The organism is Adhaeribacter radiodurans (genome assembly GCF_014075995.1).
GTDB lineage: Bacteria > Bacteroidota > Bacteroidia > Cytophagales > Hymenobacteraceae > Adhaeribacter > Adhaeribacter radiodurans.
Window position 1 is genome coordinate 1,238,154 of record NZ_CP055153.1, and the last position, 17,920, is coordinate 1,256,073.

At 40.6% G+C, this 17,920-nt stretch carries 14 protein-coding genes; 5 read left to right on the forward strand and 9 right to left on the reverse strand.

Annotated features, from left to right (window positions below; all coding sequences use genetic code 11):
- Positions 1 to 9 precede the first annotated feature (9 nt).
- A complete protein-coding gene (locus tag HUW48_RS05445) occupies positions 10 to 555 on the forward strand; it encodes a hypothetical protein (RefSeq protein WP_182414710.1) in 546 nt (181 codons plus the stop codon).
- A 75-nt stretch (positions 556 to 630) separates the two neighbouring features.
- Here the strand turns inward: HUW48_RS05445 and HUW48_RS05450 are convergent, their stop codons facing one another.
- From HUW48_RS05450 to HUW48_RS05470, 5 genes are all read right to left on the reverse strand, one after another.
- Complete coding sequence (locus HUW48_RS05450) at positions 631 to 990, reverse strand: DUF4180 domain-containing protein (RefSeq protein ID WP_182414711.1); 360 nt, start codon at positions 988 to 990, stop codon at positions 631 to 633.
- Positions 991 to 1,158: 168 nt separating this feature from the next.
- Positions 1,159 to 1,731, reverse strand: coding sequence for a GNAT family N-acetyltransferase (locus HUW48_RS05455; protein WP_182414712.1), 573 nt, complete (start codon positions 1,729 to 1,731; stop codon positions 1,159 to 1,161).
- A 113-nt stretch (positions 1,732 to 1,844) separates the two neighbouring features.
- Positions 1,845 to 2,306, reverse strand: a complete 462-nt coding sequence (locus tag HUW48_RS05460) for a pyridoxamine 5'-phosphate oxidase family protein (RefSeq protein WP_182414713.1) — start codon at positions 2,304 to 2,306, stop codon at positions 1,845 to 1,847.
- 266 nt (positions 2,307 to 2,572) lie between these two features.
- The gene (locus HUW48_RS05465; RefSeq protein WP_182414714.1) at positions 2,573 to 4,159 is read right to left on the reverse strand and encodes a TolB family protein; all 1,587 of its coding nucleotides are present in this window, start codon (positions 4,157 to 4,159) and stop codon (positions 2,573 to 2,575) included.
- 160 nt (positions 4,160 to 4,319) lie between these two features.
- The gene (locus HUW48_RS05470) at positions 4,320 to 5,450 is read right to left on the reverse strand and encodes a redoxin family protein (protein ID WP_182414715.1); all 1,131 of its coding nucleotides are present in this window, start codon (positions 5,448 to 5,450) and stop codon (positions 4,320 to 4,322) included.
- An 856-nt stretch (positions 5,451 to 6,306) separates the two neighbouring features.
- Between HUW48_RS05470 and HUW48_RS05475 the strand changes: the two genes are divergently transcribed.
- The 3 genes from HUW48_RS05475 to HUW48_RS05485 all read left to right on the forward strand — a co-directional run bounded on the left by HUW48_RS05475 (position 6,307) and on the right by HUW48_RS05485 (position 12,523).
- Positions 6,307 to 7,662 carry a vanadium-dependent haloperoxidase gene (locus HUW48_RS05475; RefSeq protein ID WP_182414716.1) on the forward strand — a complete coding sequence of 452 codons (1,356 nt, stop codon included), beginning with the start codon at positions 6,307 to 6,309 and terminating at the stop codon, positions 7,660 to 7,662.
- A 529-nt stretch (positions 7,663 to 8,191) separates the two neighbouring features.
- Entirely contained in the window at positions 8,192 to 11,362 is a 3,171-nt protein-coding gene (locus HUW48_RS05480) for a TonB-dependent receptor (RefSeq protein WP_182414717.1), read from the forward strand.
- 144 nt (positions 11,363 to 11,506) lie between these two features.
- Positions 11,507 to 12,523, forward strand: a complete 1,017-nt coding sequence (locus tag HUW48_RS05485; RefSeq protein WP_246343703.1) for a glycerophosphodiester phosphodiesterase family protein — start codon at positions 11,507 to 11,509, stop codon at positions 12,521 to 12,523.
- A gap of 156 nt (positions 12,524 to 12,679) precedes the next feature.
- On the opposite strand, the gene HUW48_RS05490 is transcribed toward HUW48_RS05485, so the two are convergent.
- Positions 12,680 to 13,045 carry a hypothetical protein gene (locus tag HUW48_RS05490; protein ID WP_182414718.1) on the reverse strand — a complete coding sequence of 122 codons (366 nt, stop codon included), beginning with the start codon at positions 13,043 to 13,045 and terminating at the stop codon, positions 12,680 to 12,682.
- A 164-nt stretch (positions 13,046 to 13,209) separates the two neighbouring features.
- On the opposite strand from HUW48_RS05490, the gene HUW48_RS05495 reads away from it, so the two are divergent.
- Complete coding sequence (locus HUW48_RS05495) at positions 13,210 to 13,851, forward strand: hypothetical protein (RefSeq protein ID WP_182414719.1); 642 nt, start codon at positions 13,210 to 13,212, stop codon at positions 13,849 to 13,851.
- Positions 13,852 to 13,972: 121 nt separating this feature from the next.
- Here the strand turns inward: HUW48_RS05495 and HUW48_RS05500 are convergent, their stop codons facing one another.
- The 3 genes from HUW48_RS05500 to HUW48_RS05510 form a co-directional block, all read right to left on the reverse strand.
- Positions 13,973 to 14,263 (reverse strand): hypothetical protein, encoded by a 291-nt coding sequence (locus tag HUW48_RS05500; protein ID WP_182414720.1) that lies wholly within the window; start codon positions 14,261 to 14,263, stop codon positions 13,973 to 13,975.
- A gap of 72 nt (positions 14,264 to 14,335) precedes the next feature.
- Positions 14,336 to 15,067 carry a hypothetical protein gene (locus HUW48_RS05505; RefSeq protein ID WP_182414721.1) on the reverse strand — a complete coding sequence of 244 codons (732 nt, stop codon included), beginning with the start codon at positions 15,065 to 15,067 and terminating at the stop codon, positions 14,336 to 14,338.
- A gap of 280 nt (positions 15,068 to 15,347) precedes the next feature.
- Positions 15,348 to 17,450 carry an acylase gene (locus tag HUW48_RS05510; RefSeq protein WP_182414722.1) on the reverse strand — a complete coding sequence of 701 codons (2,103 nt, stop codon included), beginning with the start codon at positions 17,448 to 17,450 and terminating at the stop codon, positions 15,348 to 15,350.
- Positions 17,451 to 17,920: the final 470 nt, after the last annotated feature.

Below are 17,920 nucleotides of genomic sequence, written 5' to 3' on the forward strand. Positions count from 1 at the left end.
AGTATTGGCATGAGTCATTACAAAGTAAAAGCAGCAGTTAATTTATTAGATTCGGACGTTAAAGCTATTCTAAACTTTTGGGAAATGACGAACGGGCAGAATATGACTCCGGACGTTTTTAAAGAAAAATTTAAAAATTCTGAATTTCATTTATTAAAAGATCATTCCTCGAACCTAAGAGCCGTAGCCCGAATGAATTTTGATTTTAAACTTAAGATAGATGACCAAACCTACACTTACCCTGAATTTGGCGGTTTTGTAGCCAAGCCCAGAAGCAAAGGGTACGGTACTGAATTATTAGTCAATCTAATTCAAAATTTAAAAAAAAGGAAAATAGAAGCGCTTGGGTTTTGTGAAAAACCACTGCGGCTGTATTATGAAAAATGCGGCATCCAGATTCTTTACGATCAAGCTAAATTTTTAAGAGAAGCCGGCGAAAACGACTGGGTTATTTCCAGCGATGATGATATTTTAGATTTAACGTTATCACCGGCCAGTGTACAACTTCTGCAAAGTTTAAACTCTGCTAATTTGGCTTATCTGATTGATGATTAGAAATAGTAACTCGTGTTTTCTGGTTTACTACTAAACTAGGCGCAAAGCTTCTTTCAGAAAAAGATGTTTAAACAGTTACTTTGTTAAAGAGGCTTTTGCTGCTTCTGTTGAGCTTACAAAGTAAATTCTACCTACTTTATTACTTTCGTAGATAAAATCTTTTAAACTCTTACTGGCATATTGCGCGAAGTCACCTACCAACGCGAGTTTCATGTTATAAGTAGAAAACTTTTGCAGAATTTCACCAGCGATACCCGTTTTTAAGTCAAAAAAATCAGGCGTAATATTAGCTGCCCGAATAATTATTTTTTGCGCGCCTTGGTAACCGCAATTTGCTATAATGTCTAAAGCATCTTGTGCATTTTTGATTATGATATCTTCGGCAATAATTTCGGCGATGCTATTATCCTCCGTACCCGTAATATTTATTTCCATTATTTAGGTGAATATTTCTGAGACGAAGTAAATGCTTAATTTAATTAAAACTACTTATTTAATTATTATTGTTCTGTTGCCGCTCAAACTGTTATTGCTTAAAAAAATTAATGCCATAAAATCAACCTGGGTTTTTATCATCGGCCCATTTACCTGAAAAATAGACTACTAGTACTTAATCATTAAATTAGTGTTTGCGGTTAAAGGTTTTTCCTGCCATTGATTTTTAGTTATTTGAAACCAGTAGTGTTCTACTCCTTCGTAGTAAAACTTTAAAATAATATGAAACCCTACTTTTTCTAAAACTTTACGAGAGCCGCTATTTCTTACATCTGTCATGGCAAAAACTTCATTCAAATTAAGCTTATCAAAGGCGTAAGTTAAGGTGGCAAGAGCCGTTTCGGTGGCATAGCCCTCTCCCCAGTATTTTTGAATAAACCGGTAGCCTAAATCGTAATAGTTGGTGTGGTTGTTAATGGTTTGGGTAATAAGTTTTAGGCCAGACCAACCCAGAAACTCGTTGGTGCTTCTATCGATTACGGCCCAACGCGCAATGCCATTATCCTGGTACTGTTGCCTGATAAACTGAATAGTTTTCTGAGCTTGTTCTAAATTATTAATTGGCTTATTTCCTAAAAACGCGTGAACTTCCGGATCGGAGTCTAAAAGGAAAATTCCTGCTTCATCTTCCGGCAGCATTTCCCGCAAAATTAGCCGGTCTGTTTCAACAAAAATTTTCATGGTTGTATTTAGAATAACTGGCTTTAAAAGAAGTTTACCGGAATTGACCTGGCAATTTGATTACATTTTTTAAATTCTGTTACTGACTAAAAAATTACTCGGCAACTCTGGTGCTACCGTAATGGCTGAACGTTATAGGTTTTCATTGCGCTTTCAATTTGTTCTTCCTCGGTTGTTTCCGGGTATAACGCGTATTTAGGCGCTACAATTTGCTTTACACGTGTAACTTCCATTTTTATAATGGCAGCAATCGGGAATTTTTCGCCAGCTAGAGTGGCTAAAGGAATAACCAAAGTTTGAAAATCGGGGTGGAATTTACTAATTATTTCAGCTTTCCCTTTCAACTGAAATCCTTTCTGAACAAAAATATCAATGAAGCTCACGCAAACATTTTCATTTTTTTGAATATTACGGATGCTTTGGGGCGAGGCAATATGAGCAATTAAAAGAGTTGATTCATCATAAAAAGTAAAAATCTCTTTAGGCGATACATTCGGAATGCCCTCTTCTGACACAGTGGCTAGCCAGCATAATATGCTCTTACTTGCGTATCTTCTTATTTCATCAGTTATCATACAAATTTCTGATTTTGGGTTCGCTTGAAAATTAGACTGGACCGCAGCTGGAACTCTCAGAATACCAATGTTCCATAAAAGCACCAAAATTGATTAGAAGCCATTAACGTAGATTAAGAACTTCTGCCACAATCTATTTAAGTCCACCACTTTTAAAAACAAACACAAAGCTACTTATTACAAAAATATATAAACAACAAAGCCTTTAGAAATAAGAGGTTTACAAGTTGTATAGGTAAAAGATTAGCCTAGATGCTTTACTAAAATTACTTGGTGCCGGATAATTCTTTACCTGTTTCTGCTACTTGCGAATTACTAACGAAAGAAATGGATTTACTATCCGGCGACCAGGAGTTTACATTAATAGTGCCTTGCCCGCCGTACAAATACGCGACTACTCTTGGGGCTCCGCCGCTAGTAGATACTAAACGTAGCGTTACTCGTTGGTAAGAAGGGTGGGAGTTTGGGTCGATATCCGTCGGGAAAGAAATATAAGCAATCCATTTGCCATCCGGCGAAATATGCGGGAACCAGTTATGGTTTTCGTCGAAGGTAATTTGTTCTTTGCCGCTGCCATCAGGTTTCATGCGCCAGATTTGCATGGTACCCGTTGGGTTGGCGTTATAGTAAATAAACTTTCCGTCCGGTGAATATTCCGGTCCGTCTACGTGGCCGGTAATGTTGGTAGTTAAAGGTTTTTCATTGCCCGTAGCCACGTTTACCTGGTACAAATTATAAATTTTACTATTATTCCGTTGAGCCACAATGGTTACTTCCTTGTTATTAGTCGCCCAACCGTGCCAGTACGAAGGCGATTGTTCCGTTACCATTTTGGGTGTGCCGCCGGTTAAAGGCAACACATACACGTAAGAACCACCGCCCGTAGCTCCTTCCTTGTTGCTGCTAATAGCCAGTTGTTTGCGGTCGAAGGAAATTCCATGATCATTATTAATTTTAGAGATAGCACCGGTGTTTAATTTTTCCGGAGTTCCGCCGTTTACCGGAATGGTATACAAAGAGCCGCCTTCGTTAAACAGCAGTTTTTTGCCATCGGGCATCCAGTTGGGAGCTTCAAATTTACCGGAAGATTCGTGAATAACTTTTCTTTTTCCATCGGCTAAGGTCATGGTTTCCAAGCGGCAGCCTAAGGTGGGTTGTGATTTAGGAAGTGTTTTCTGGATTTGCGGATTAGGGTGGTAAATACTGGCCACCGGCTTATCGATTCTAACATTCCAAACACGGGCTTCTTCTACTGCTTCGGGGTTGTGCGACGAAATAAATAAACCGGCTAGTACCGCATCGGGCATATCGGGCATGTCGTGGGAACCAACTTCTTGCAACGGTTCGCCCCAGTTAGCTACCCGCATAATCATTTTTTTACCGCTACGTTCCAATTGTACTATCTGAAAAACGGTTTTCTTCGGATAAAAAATTTCGTCCTGAGGGTCTCGCATGTAGGCGCCGCGCAAAGGCCGCCATTGTAAAACGGTAAGCCCATCGCCATGTATCACGGCATTCATGCTGGCCGCCGCTTCGTCCGCCGATTCCCGGATCATCCAGCCAATTTTGCGGTGCGGATCTCCTTCCTGGCCAACAAATTCAAAATTAGCGGTAAGAATAAAGTCGCCTTGAATTTTATTGTACAAGTAATGAAACTCGTCGCGGTTGAACCAGATATTGCTGCCACCGCCGTTAATGGTATAAGTTTGAGTTACTTCCTCGTAACGGGCACCACCTGTTTTTTTCGGGTTGCCAATATCCGCATGGTTCTGAAAAATACCTATTGCATTAGTCTGCCCAAAGGAAGCAACATTAATTAAACAGAAAAGAACAAGAGATAGCAGTTTAAACATGATTTAAAATTAAAAAAGTAAATAATTTGTGCGGAAGAAGACTTTAAAAAAGATAGATCTATCCTAGACTCAATAGAAAGAGGAATAAGTTTAAAAGAAATACCCGTAATCCAGAGTAATAATTTTGATGCAGTTAAGGAACAAGATTCTTTACAGCTCCTTAATAATACCGGCCAATTTTACTTACAATCATTTTCTTCATTTCCATAGGTACAATAGAGCCTTGGGTGCGGTAAGCTACTTTTCCGCCGGGTTCAATTAAAAGGGTATAGGGTAAGGCGCCTTGCCATTGCGGATCAATGGCTTCGATTAATTTGTATTTGTCTTCGGAGCTCCAGAGGTAGTTTTTGTTGGATGCTTGCAGCCGTTTTAAGGTGGCAAGCGCTTTATCTTTTTTGTCGGGTTTGTCGGCGCTAATGGTAATAAACTCAAACTCGCGGTTGCGGTACATGCGGTTAATATTAACAAATTCGGGCATTTCGGCCACACACGGACCGCACCAGGTAGCCCAAACGTTTACCAGACGTACTTTATCGGTATCGTTTTTTAACAAGGCTTTTAAATCAGCTTCTTCTATTATGGTTAAGTCTACGGGTTCTTTGGCCCACACGAGCGGTGCTTTTTTCGCCCAGTCGCTTTTTTCCTGCCATTTTATAGAACAGCCAAAGGTTTTTGTTTTAGGTACAGCAACGGGTTTTCCGGCCAGTAAAGCATCCAGAGCGTTACGGGTATCTTCGGCGTTAGCCGAGCCAGGCTTTTCCGAAGCATCCAAGCGACCCGTATACTGTAATTTCCGTTGCTGATCAAACACAAAAACGTGGGGAGTTGCCATGGGACCATAAGCCTTCGACATTATTTCGGTTTCGCCGTCGAATAAATAAGGAAAATTATAGCCTTTATCTTTAGCCCGGATTTTCATTTCTTCGAAACTATCGCCTGAATCGGTATAGCCCATTTCATCTAAGGCAACTGCTTGCGGATAGTTGGGCGAAACGGCTACTACGGCCACGCCTTTGTTCTTATAATCGGTAACCAAAACCTTCATGCGGTCTTCGTAGGCCTGGGCAGTAGGGCAATGATTACAAGTGAAAATAATGGTCAGGATTTTAGCATTGGCAAAGCTTTTCAGCGAATACGTTTTTCCATCCACCCCCGGCAAACTAAAGTCCGGAGCCGAAGCTCCAATTTCCAGCGTTTTCGGATCATCCGCTAAACTGCGGGTAGCAGCCAGCAGCAGGATTAAAAAGAAGAAACAATTTTTAAAAATACGGATGGAAAAGAAGGTTTTCATAATGCTTAATCCGACTTAGTAGGCAAAACTCTTTTTAAGAATTTACGAGAATCGGAATTTAGCATTTTCTACACAATAATTTTCTAAAACTTTTTAGATAATTATTGGCGATTTAAAATTAAGATGAAGAAAAACTGAAAGCTGTTCCTTAAAACTTAGCTTAATTCAAGTAGTGTTATTTCATAGAAGTATAATTTGCTCAGGATTAAGTACATCAACAAGAAAAAAGTTAAAATTTAATTGTAAAAATCTTATTTATTGTCTACTTTAAGCATCTATCCCATTATGTTTTTGTATTAGCTCTTTCCAATAATATTTTACTGCTTACTTATAATATATTTGTGCAGCTGTTCTTCTTAAAATAAGTAAACATCTTTCTTTACTAGACAGGAAGTAGGTTAGTTTAAAACCTTTTTAGGGTACTGCTCCCGCTCATAAGAGCCTTGAAGTTTTTTCTATTTGTTGCTGCCCCCACTCAATTTTTTTCATTATTAACAGGTAAGTTTTACTTGCCGCAATAATTAAGAAGATAGATAGGAAAATCTATCATTTCTTGCTCCACCCGTCTCATTCAGAGGCTTTACTCTGATTGTGACCGCTTCACGCATTTTGATTAACCATGCAAGGCGACTCTGTCCGACAGCTATGGTTATGGTATTTAAGCTTGACCGGTCAATTTTGTTGAACACCCCGGAGTTATTAATTACTATTTAGAGAAACCACTGTATTGGCATAGTAAAATATACACCCGATAACGGATTAGTGATGGTTGTATGCGGGGCTATCGTGGCCTAGGTTGCCAAAAATTTTACTCCTTTCTTATTTTTTCACCCTTTTACCCTATAATTTCTTAGTTATGAAAACACTTTCTATGCATACGCGCCGAAAAGCTGCTTATTTGCTCGGGCTTTTCCTTTTTAGTTTGCTCTATGGTTGCGAGGATATAATTGATGAAATAGAGGATATCATTAAACGGCCACCTAAATACCGCCAGGAAAGTGCCGATGTGGTGTATGATTGGTACAAACTAATTGCTCGGATTCAATTTCGTTCCAATCCGCAACCGGTGGTAATATTCAACAACAGAAATTTTGGTTACATTGGCGTGGGTCTCTATGAAGCCGTACGTCCCGGTATAGAAAACGCCGTGAGTTTGTCTGCCCACCTTTACCTAATGCCGGATATGCCCGAACCAGAGAAGTACCGGCAATATTTATGGAGCGCTAGTGCTAATGCCGCGTTAGCCAGTATGTATAAGCAATTTATAGTGGGTCTATCTGCAACTGATATAGCCCGCATTGATTCTATGGAAAATGCTTATAATAATCGCTTTAAATTAAGCTACTCCGATGCTGTGATTTCCCGTTCACAAGCCTACGGGCGTTCTATTGCCACGGCCATTTACAACTGGTCCACCACCGATAAATTTAATCTTTCCAGTGAGGGATACACCATCCCTAAATTCCCGGGGGCTTGGGAACCTACTCCCCCAACTTTTGCCAACCCAGTAGGACCTTATTTGAAGGACTCAAGGCCTTTCCTGGCGTATAGCTTAACGGCTACAGCTCCTCCTTTACCTTTTCCTTATTCAAAAGAACAGTCCTCAAAGTTTTATAAAGCGGCCAGAGAGGTGTATAATATTGGAAAAAATTTAACGGCGGAGCAAAAAGCTATTGCTAACTGGTGGGCCGATGTGGGAGGAGCCGGCGTCGGCGTTCCCTCTCCCTATCATCTTCTTTCGATTGTAACAGGTGCTTTGGAAAGTAAGAAGGCTAAGCTGGGGCAAGCGGCAGAAGTTTATGCCAAAGTTGGAATTGCTCAGAAGGACGGACCTATTTGTACATTTCGAGGAAAATTTCAGTACAATCTTATCCGGCCGGTTACCTTTATTCAAAGGCACATTAAACCATCCTGGCAATCCTATTTACCTACCCCTCCTTATCCAGAGTATCCATCCGGACTGGTCGGATTATACGGTCCTGTTATGCAGGTGTTAATAAGAGAGCTCGGCGATATTCCTATAACGGACAACGCCTATTTTTGGAGAGGGGACGCCCCCCGTCACTATGCTTCTATTACAGAAATGAATGAAGAAGCAGCTATCTCCCGGGTTTATGCCGGCATTCACTACCGGTTTACTCAAAACATTACTATAGAAATGAGTAAAGAAATAGGAAATAAAATAGCGGATATCCAATTAATAAAAGAATAAAGAAACTTTGCCAGTAAGTTGAAACTTCAAGGGACTTATTTGAATTGTTCAGTCAAATAAATAGTAGTTGCTATGGGCAGCTGGTACAGCTTACCCATGGCAACTACTATCCGATGAATAGCCTACTTCTGGTTATAGTTGTTTGGAACTAAAACATACTGATTCCCTGATTATAACTCTGGGTTATGCCATTGAGTTGCAAAAAGGCATGGCAAGATCATTTTGGTCTTACCATGCCTTTTTGAAGCACACTAACATTAAGGTTAATTAGGAATATTATAAATCTGATAGTCCATTCTAAATGCTTTCTAAAAAGGAATTAATAATGTTTAATATTTTAATTTAGTATTGTTAGAGGTATTAAACTGGCTTTGCACCATTAACTCTAATTTGTTTGATAATTACTAATGTTGCTAAATTGTTACCCAAAAATGCTTTTAAATAGCTTTTAGTAACTTATTCTTAATTTAAGGCTAATATTTAGATAATAGCGTGGTTCTAATTTCGGCCCCGAAATAACCTATGAACCATGAAGAAAATTTTTCTACCCTTACTATTACTATTTTTAATTTTAATCTTTTTACCCAATCTAAAATTAGTTGCCCAAACCACGCAGGCCTCCATTGTTGGAATAATAACCGATGAACAGAAAAGTCCTTTACCCGGGGCAACGGTTACCGTTAAAAACGAATCAACGGGCTTTACTACGGGCACTACCACCAGCGTTACCGGCGAATATACTTTTAAGCAATTACCTTTGGGTAGTCCGTATTCCGTTACTATTTCTTTTATTGGATATGCCAGCGAAAAAAGGACCGGTTATGCCTTAAACCAAGGCGATATTTTACGGGTAAATGTGCAACTAAAAGTAGCTACTGAATCTTTAGACGAAGTAGTAGTAAGCGCCTCAGCTTTAAAAAACCAGGTAGGTAATTTTGGCGCGGCTACTTCGGTTACTGCCCGCGATATTGCTAAATTACCGGTGAACGGTCGTAATTTTACTACTTTAATTGATTTATCGCCTTTAAGCCGGGGCGGTAATATTGCCGGCCAGTTGGCTTCGTCTACTAACTTTACCATTGATGGCATGACGGCTAAAAACCCCACTTCGGGCGGTACTACCAACCGGAACGGCGGACCTTATGCCATTTCGATGGAAGCCGTACGGGAATTTAACGTAGTAACCAACCAGTACGATGTAACTTACGGCAGGAGTGGCGGTGGCACCGTTAGTACTGTTACTAAATCAGGAACAAATACTTTTAGCGGCAGCGCCTTTACCTATGCCCGGGCCAATTGGTTATCGAGCCCCTACGATATCCGGGGAAACAAACGAGACGTGGATTTTTCTACTTACCAGTACGGTTTCTCGTTAGGGGGCCCCATTGTGAAAGATAAAGCGCATTTTTTTGTAGTTTGGGACCACCAGGCCGATGCCCGACCCCTGCAAATTGCCGATATCCAGACGCCGGAAGATGAAAGACGCTTGAATGTGTCGCAGGCTACTTTAGATCAGTACCTACAAATTGCCCGGAACAAATACGGGGTAGGCAACTCACCACAATTTGGGTCCTTTAATAAAAAAAGAGGTACCGATGCCATTTTTGGCCGCATAGACTGGCAGCTAAACAATAAAAATTTACTTACTATCCGCAACAACTTTGTGTACGACCAGAACAATCTGGGCTTAGATGACAACAGCAGCATTAACTTATTTGAGGTATACGGCGATGTAAAATCGATTGACAACAGCTTTCTAGCTACTTTACGAACTTCCTTCAGTCCCCGGCTTACCAACGAGTTAAAAGTTCAGCATTTATATACTTTAGAAGAATCTACGCCCGGTTCGCAGTTGCCGGGTCAGAATATTCCGCGGGCAATTGTGGAGCGCGTGGGTTCGGTGGTAGATGATAAAAATGTGTTTACCACCATTCAGTTGGGCGGGCAACGTTACTCGCCGGAACATTTCTACAACAACGTGGTGCAATTAGTAGATAACGTGTATTATAATACCAACAAAATCAATTTTACTTTCGGTACTGATATTATGTACAGCCATTTAAATTCGTTGTATGGCAGCGAAATGAACGGCCGTTTTTACTTTACCGGTCTCGAAAATTTTAATAATCTAAAGCCTTACCGGTACGCCCGCGAAATTTCTTTATCGCCCGATCACAGTGTAGAGCAAAATATCCTGAATACCGGTTTGTACGCGCAAATGCAAACCCGATTAGCCCGCGGTTTAGACGTGTTGCTGGGTGTCCGGGCCGATTATTCTAATTACATGAACAAGCCCAACTTTAATCAGATTGTATTCGAAGACTTAGGCTTACGCACCGACAATGGTTTGGCTACTTTTCAGGTGCAGCCCCGCGTGCAGTTTACCTGGGACGTGAATGAAAAACAAAGGGATTTTGTACGATTCGGGGCGGGTATTTTTGGATCGGATATTAACAACTATGCCATGATTAATAATATGTTGTTTGATGGCACCAAAGTATTGTCAGTGGATATGCAAGGGGCGAATGTTCCGGCGCCTAATTTTGTACAGTACCGTACTAATCCGGCTTCGGCACCAGGTACCGAATTGTTTAATTTGCCCGGAGTACAACGCCTGGCAACCATTAATATGAACGGCGCTAACGCCAAAGTACCTGTTATTTACAAAGCTAATTTTTCTTACAACCGCTTATTCACGGATCGGTTTAAAATGGGCGTGAGTTTGTTTGCCAGCTTAGGCCGCAATAACTACATGTACGTAGACCGGAACATGGCCGAGCAACCATTCTTTACACTGGCCAACGAAGGCAACCGCGGCGTTTACGTACCGGCTGGTTCTATCAATCCGGCTAATGGCGCTACCGACTGGATGCAGGGCCGGAAAACAGACCGGGTAGGACGCGTGTTGGAGTTAGTAAGCGAAGGTAAGGTAAACCATTACGCGGCAGTAGTAGATGGTACCTACCGTTACTTTAAAGACGGAGAAATTTCTTTTAGTTATACCAAAAATCAAATTAAAGATAATACCTCCTTTAATGGAAACGTAGCCAATTCGGCCACTTTATCTTTAATGGTGAAAGACGATCCCCGGAATTTGAACCGGATGACGTATTCGGATAATCAGTTTAGCGATAAAGTGGTATTTTACGGTACGTTACCTTCTTTTTACGGTGTGAGCGTAGGGGTGCGGTATTCAGGTATTGGCGGTACCCGTTACTCCCTGGCAGTAGCCGGCAACGTAAACGGCGACTTTGTTAACTCCAACGACTTAGCGTATGTTTTCGACCGTAATAATCCGGCGGTAAACGAAAAGTATATTGCCGGCCTAAATTCCATTTTAAATAACCCCAATGCCGACCAAAGCATTAAAGATTATATTCAGAGCAGCTTAGGCAAAGTAGCCGAAAGAAATGGCGGTATTAATAATTTTTACGGGGTATGGGATTTACGCGTAGGTAAACGCCTTAAAACCTTTGGTACGCACAGCCTGGAGCTATCGGCCGATGTATTTAACGTAGCCAACTTACTAAATAAAAAATGGGGAACTACTAAAACCTTAGGTAAGCAAAATATTTACACCCTTACCAGCTTTGACCCGGCCACACAAGCGTATAATTACAATGTTAACGCAAACGCCGGCGTTGTTACTCCCTCCGGAAACCCTTACCAGATCCAATTAGGAGTACGCTATAGTTTCTAATTTTAATTAATTTTTCCGGATAAGCACACTTTCTTCTGGCAAGTGTGCTTATCTTTTTTCACCTTTAACTTCCTTTTCTTTTAAACTTACCATCGTATACTATTCTGATTTATGAAAAAAATATTCTGCCTAGGTTTTTTCTTAATGACTTTTCTTTTTCACGACAGCTTTGGTCAAATGAATAAGTTCGCTCCAGTTTATTTAACTAATTATACTTTTTCGAAAAACCGGTTAGTAGTAGGTACTCTTAAACTGCGGGCCGGAACGGATGCAAAAATTCAAAGCGTAAGTGTAGCCGGCGAGCAGGCCGAGGTCTTTAAAATAAACAAGGATCAACTTTCCGTTCGTAAAGAAAAAGTAAATAGTAGTAAAAGTCCGCTGGAAGTAGTGCTAAAAGTAAAAACCACCGCCGGCGAGTATCAAAATACCTTCCGGATTGTGAAAGACGAGTTTATCCGGAACAAAGTAGTAGCGCATCGCGGTGCCTGGAAAAATACTGGCGTAGCCGAAAATTCAGTAGCTTCTTTAAATCATGCGGTAGCTTTGGGTTGCGAAGGCAGCGAGTTTGACGTGCGCATGTCTTCCGACTCGGTGTTGTATGTAAACCACGATCCGGAAATTCAAGGAATTTCGATTGCCAAAGCCAGCTCTAATGAGTTAAATACTATAAAATTATCGCACGGCGAATCTTTTCCTACGCTCGAAGCTTACTTAAAAGCGGGCATGGGACAAACTAAAACCAAGCTTATCCTGGAAATTAAAGCATCAGAATTAGGAAAAGAAAACTCTCTGGCCGCTACCCACCGAATTGTTAAAATGGTAGAAGATTTACAAGCCCAAGCCTGGGTAGATTACATTAGTTTTGACTACGACGTTTGCCTGGAGGTAATGAAATTAGCGCCTTACGCCAAAGTAGCCTATTTAAACGGCGATAAAACACCAACTGAACTGGCTCAAGCTAATTTCTTCGGGTTGGATTACCATTTCAAAGTTTTACAGAAAAATTCAAACTGGGTTCAGGAGGCGAAACAAAATAAACTAACCATTAACGTCTGGACGGTGAACGAGAAAGCCATGCTGGAAGATTTTCTGAAACAGAACGTAGATTTTATTACTACCAACGAGCCAGAATTACTTTTAAATCTAATTTCTGCTAAATAGGTAATTGACTAGAAAGAGTAAATTTAAATTCTTGATACGAAAAAACTTCAATCCCCACTAAAATGTAAATTAAAATCTCTTTTAATACGGTTAGTACAGGCTTGAAACAAGGCATAGCCGAGTATAGAGCCTGTGCTTTGTTGGCTGAAGGATTTCCTATTCTTCTACAATTGTCAATGAATTGAACTCTCCATTCCAAGTTTTATTATCATTGGAAACAATTTCTAAAAACTCTAAAACTCCTTCTTCACTTAAGTTCAATTCAAAAGAAATTGGGAATTCAAGTGTGTCAATGTAGTAGTTTTTACTTACACTTAAATAAGTTTTTGCTTTTGGAATTTTATTGTTCTGCCGCTTTTGTCCCTTAGGATCAAAGTTGACATACCAACCAACGCCAGTAAATTCACGTGTTTTGACTTTTAAATCCAGCATTTGATCCTTCAAAAATGGGTGTGTTTCTCTATGAAACCTTTCAATCTCAGATAGGATAGCGTATTGAAGAGAATTTAATTTTTCATTCATTTATTAGGTTGCTTCTAAAATCAGTTTACTGCCAACAGCCATATTCCATCATAAAACAAGCACTATTCAGGTAAATATAACGTTTGGGTAGTAGCAATTAAAAGATTGCTTACGTATATTTATCCGGAGTACTGTTTGGGAGTTACTCTATAATTAGAAATAGAATGATGCGAAAATATATTTGTTTGTGGGCTTTGTTTTTGGGAATAAGTGCCAGCACTCTGGCTCAAACTTCCGGTAACGCACCAGCCGAATTAAACAGTGTACCACCCGCTCAGGAAACTGCTGTTACCCGGGCTGATTCAGTAAAAACTACCCAAGTATCGTCGGTTAAACCTGTTCGTAGAGTTTCGTACAGTATGTCGGCGGGGGCACAGTTTGCTCCGGGTTGGGGTTCGGCCACTTATCTGGAGCCTAGCGTTATGGTGCCCATTACCAAGCGCTTTAGCGGCTTTGCCAGTTTAAACATGATCTCTACTTTTGGCAATAATTACAATTGGTTTGGCCGGGAAAATGCAGGTGCCAATTATACTCCTTTACAAAACAGGCATTTTATTTTACATGCTGGCGGTAATTACCTGGTGAACGACCGGTTGCGTTTAACTGGCAGTGTGTGGCGCGATTTATCTAAAAATCCTATGCCGGCTCCGGTTAATTTATTAATGCCTGGTGGCAGCAATGGCATGCAATTCCGGGCTCATTATAAGGTAAGCGATAATTTTTCTGTATCCGGAGGTTTGCGCTATTCCAACGGCAATGCCTACCAGAATAGTTGGTATAATCCTACCTCGCCTTATGGCTATTAAGTAACATTATTAAGTAAACGGTATAACAAAAAGAGCATGTTGCCATATTCAAGCAACATGCTCTTTTTGTTTTTTGAATTTAGTAAATTCTACGGCTTGCCAAGAGTAGAGTGCGCGTTACTCAGAGGGGTGCTTCGATGCAATACATACTTGTGTTCTGAGCAAAATAAAAATCCAAGTGCGATACATTTTTATTCGGAATTACACTAACGGCATTCCGAATGAGCAAAGGTGTACCATCTTTCCTCGTCATCTTAAAAATGCGCCAGTGGCCAATAGGTAAATCAATGACGTAACTTAAAAGTAGATCGTGGCTTAAACCAGAATAAACTTTTAGAGCAGTAATAGTATTGTCGATAATAGAACCAATCGGTTCAACGTAAACCTTAATTTCGATAAAAAGTTGGCCCAAAGAAAATGATGCTTTCTTTGAGCCAACATGTAATTGAAGCAGGTATTCTGGTGGTAATTTTAAGTAAATTCTTTACTCCTTCATACCAAAATTTATTATTTTACCCGCCGAATTTACAGAAAAGTTCATCTGGAAAAGATTGCCTTGTTTTTTATCTTTAAAGGTGGCAGTACCGGTTGTCACGTCAATGGGGCTCTGCGTTACTCTTTCTATCCCACCGGTATTTTGGTACATTTCTTTCGCCCGCATAATTAGATTTTCACTAGTTAATGTTTTCAGCACCGATTCGTCCATGTGTGTTTTTAAGAAACTTTGTATTTTTTCATCGGAGTTAGAATTAATAGCTTCCACAAAAGCAGTAAAAATTGTTTGGTAAGCATTTGTTAATTTTTTAATTTCGGCGGGGCTTAATTTAACTGTTGCTGCCTGAGGCTTCATTTTTATCCAGACATCTTTTTTAAAAGCTACTACCTGCGTAATGGTGCCATTTTGGTCGCGGGCAAAGTCGAGCGTAAAATCCGGATGATCGTTGGAAACAAAGCTAAGTTCAGATTTTTGCTTAAAACTTATTTCGTTATTGCTCCACGATTCTTTCAGTGTTAACTGATCGACGTACGCACTAATCTTAATAAAAGCATTTTGATTGCCCAATAACTGGTACGATCCTTCAAATATTTTAAATTCTTTTGAATGGCGGGCATCTGTCTTAACGGGTTTTAAAAACAGCGAAAAGGTAAAAATGAAGGCCAGCAGGAGGGAAAATGATTTTACAAGTAAATTGGAAAAAGTAAGGTTAGTTTTCATGTTTATTCAAGTTAAGGTTGATTTTCCAGTATAATAATTGTGATAAGTGGATTAGAAATTGGTCAAAAGGTATTGAGTAACACTTCTTTCCTGATAAGAAAAAATGAAAAAAGTACTAGTACAAATAGTTGTTATTGGGCAATAAAACGTTATCTCATACTCGGCCGAAGTACGATGGCATTTTTCTTAGTTATTTTAATAATTACTTTTCGCTTTGAATTACTAAAAAATGACTTCTATTACTTTTTGTAAGTAGATAATCAGGCAAAACTTTAAAAAATTATCTGCCTGGCTGCTTTGTTTGCATATATAATTGCTCGCGTTTTTCCAGGTTTTGCAATACTTCGTTTTTTTCTAATAATGCAGGTCGTAGTTTTTTTTGCGAAAGTAAGAGTAATTGGTCACCGATATGTTTGCTGCCGGGTTGGGTAGCATTGCCGTAACTAAGTAGTACCTGAGCTTTTACTTTAGGCCCAAATTCAGTAATGGCTACGTAACTATCGCCGCCCATGGCAAAGCTTTTTTTGCCGTCGGTGGGAGTTTGCGAAAACTGAATAACCCGAAAAGCGCCAAACTGATCGGGGCCGCCGTTGCCAGGTAAATTAAAATTACCCATCCGAAACCGGTAAACCTCCCCCCAGGCAATATCCAGAGCACCATAATCTGTTTCTACTTCCAGGGCAGCCCGGGCAAATAAAGCAACCGCTTTTTTTGGGTCTTGCAAGCCATCCGGAGTAGTTAAAGGGTGAGCCGGGTCCCAGGGTGTTTGAAATGGATTACGGTCTAATTTATTTAGCCAACGTACAAATAACACGGCACCTTTGCTTTGCGTATTGGTGGTTTTATCCCATTTCTGGAGAATTGGAAGAGCCCGAATGGCAACCGGGTCCGGGTATTGCCGTATGGCGACCAGTAGATCGTCCAGGATTCGGTCGGCGGCTTCCAGACCGGTGTTTAATTTGTAATCTACCAGTTCATTAAACGTAATAGACGCATCGTCTTTTAATAATTTTATGGCTCGTTGTGGCCGCAAACGCACTTCCTGCGGCGACATATAAGCCGGGAACTTATCGGGTTGCAAGGCAGCAGGGTAAGTGCTGGTCCAGGGCGGATCGTTGGCATTTTGTACAAAACCAGTTTTAGGGTTCAATACCTTAGGCAAATCTTCGTAGGAGTGGTATTGTGTCCAGAGAAATTTCGAGGAGCTGCCATCCAGAGTCCGTTTCCAGAAAGCCCAGTCGCCTTCGCTGCGTTTAGGTACGTTGCCGTTAAACAGGTAGAAAATGGTACCTTCCCGGTCGGCGTAAATAACGTTAAACATAGGATTTTGCAGCATTTTTAAAGCGACTTCAAACTCTTTAAAGTTTTGGGCCAAGGCCATTTTATGGTATTGAGCACTTAAAAAAGCATTTTCTAAACCCGCTATCCGAAGGGCATAAGCTTTCCCGTTTTTTTCGCCCATTACCGGTCCATGTTTAGAAGTTAGGAATTCGGCGGGTTGGGTAAGAAAACTACCATCGGCCTGCCGAATTTTTAAAGTAACTTTTCTTCGGGTAAAAGGCTGTACTACTCCGTCGAGCAGGTAACCAGTGTTTTTAAGGGTTAATTCGTACCGGTCCGAGGCATCAATAGTATTGACGGTATGGGTCCAACCCAGGTTATCGTTAAAAGCAATGTTGAGCACCGGTTGTCCTATTAAAGAGGCGCCATAGGCCTGAAACCCGGGAGCGGTAAGGTGAGCTTCAAAAAACAAATAAAAATCGCTCCAGGGTAAATGCGGATTGGCCATCAGCATTGCATTTTTTGATGCCGATTTTGTGGGGCCAATCGCATAGGCGTTCGAACCGGGCGTAGATGGCTGTAAAGCATTATATATATCGCCGGCGGCTAAAAATTCGAGGCAAATTACCCGGGTACTATGGGCGAGTACATCAACTGGGGTAACAGGTAATACCCGTTTAAAACTTGGGTCAATGGTGTTGGGATGCGCCTGGGCATAAGCATTAATTCCTTTCACAAAAGCATCTAAGTAACTTTTGTATTCAGGTTCCTGTTGCGCATATTGCTTGCGGGCGTTTTCGGGTAAGTTAAAAAGGTGCACTTGCTTATCAGTAGCCAGGTAATCCATGCCCCAATATTCGGCGGCGCGGCCGCGGGCCTGACCGTATAATTTTAAAAGTAAATTAGCATGGTTGTGCATTTGCGCCCAGCCAAAGGCGTAATACATTTCTGGTATATTGCGGCCATACACGTGCGGTACGCCGTATTTATCCCATAATATTTCGGTAGGAGGATTCGCTACCGTTCCAGTAGAAGCCTGGTTCTGGCCAAAGGTTACCGGTGCCAGCAAGCAAAATATGTAAAGCGTGAATAACTTTTTCATAGGGCAGGTTTACCGGGCCATTTAATAGTACAGATGCAACCTGTTTTAATTTCCATAAATATTTTTTCTTTTTAAAGAAAAATCCGGAAGCAGATATTTCTTGTTATTCTTAAATACTTAAAACCCGGATATTGTTACCCTCCAATCCAACAAAAGAAGGCCACACAATTAGTATTTTCGAAGAAATGACTGAAAAGGAATTGGTTTTATTGGTCAAAAAGATTCGATTTTGAAGAAAAATAAGGTGGAGGTGTCTTCCAGATTTGTTAATCCTATTTATTCAATTTTATAAGCCAAGAATAAACAACAATAACCAACACAACTGACACCAGATTGGCTATGGAGCACCTGCTAGATTTCTGGTGCGTAGCATTCCGACGTCAGGAGTAAAGGAAAGATAGCGAGTGCGAGAGAGTTAAACGAGGCCCGCCGGCCACGAGGCAAAACTTGAAATATCAACCTAGATAGCA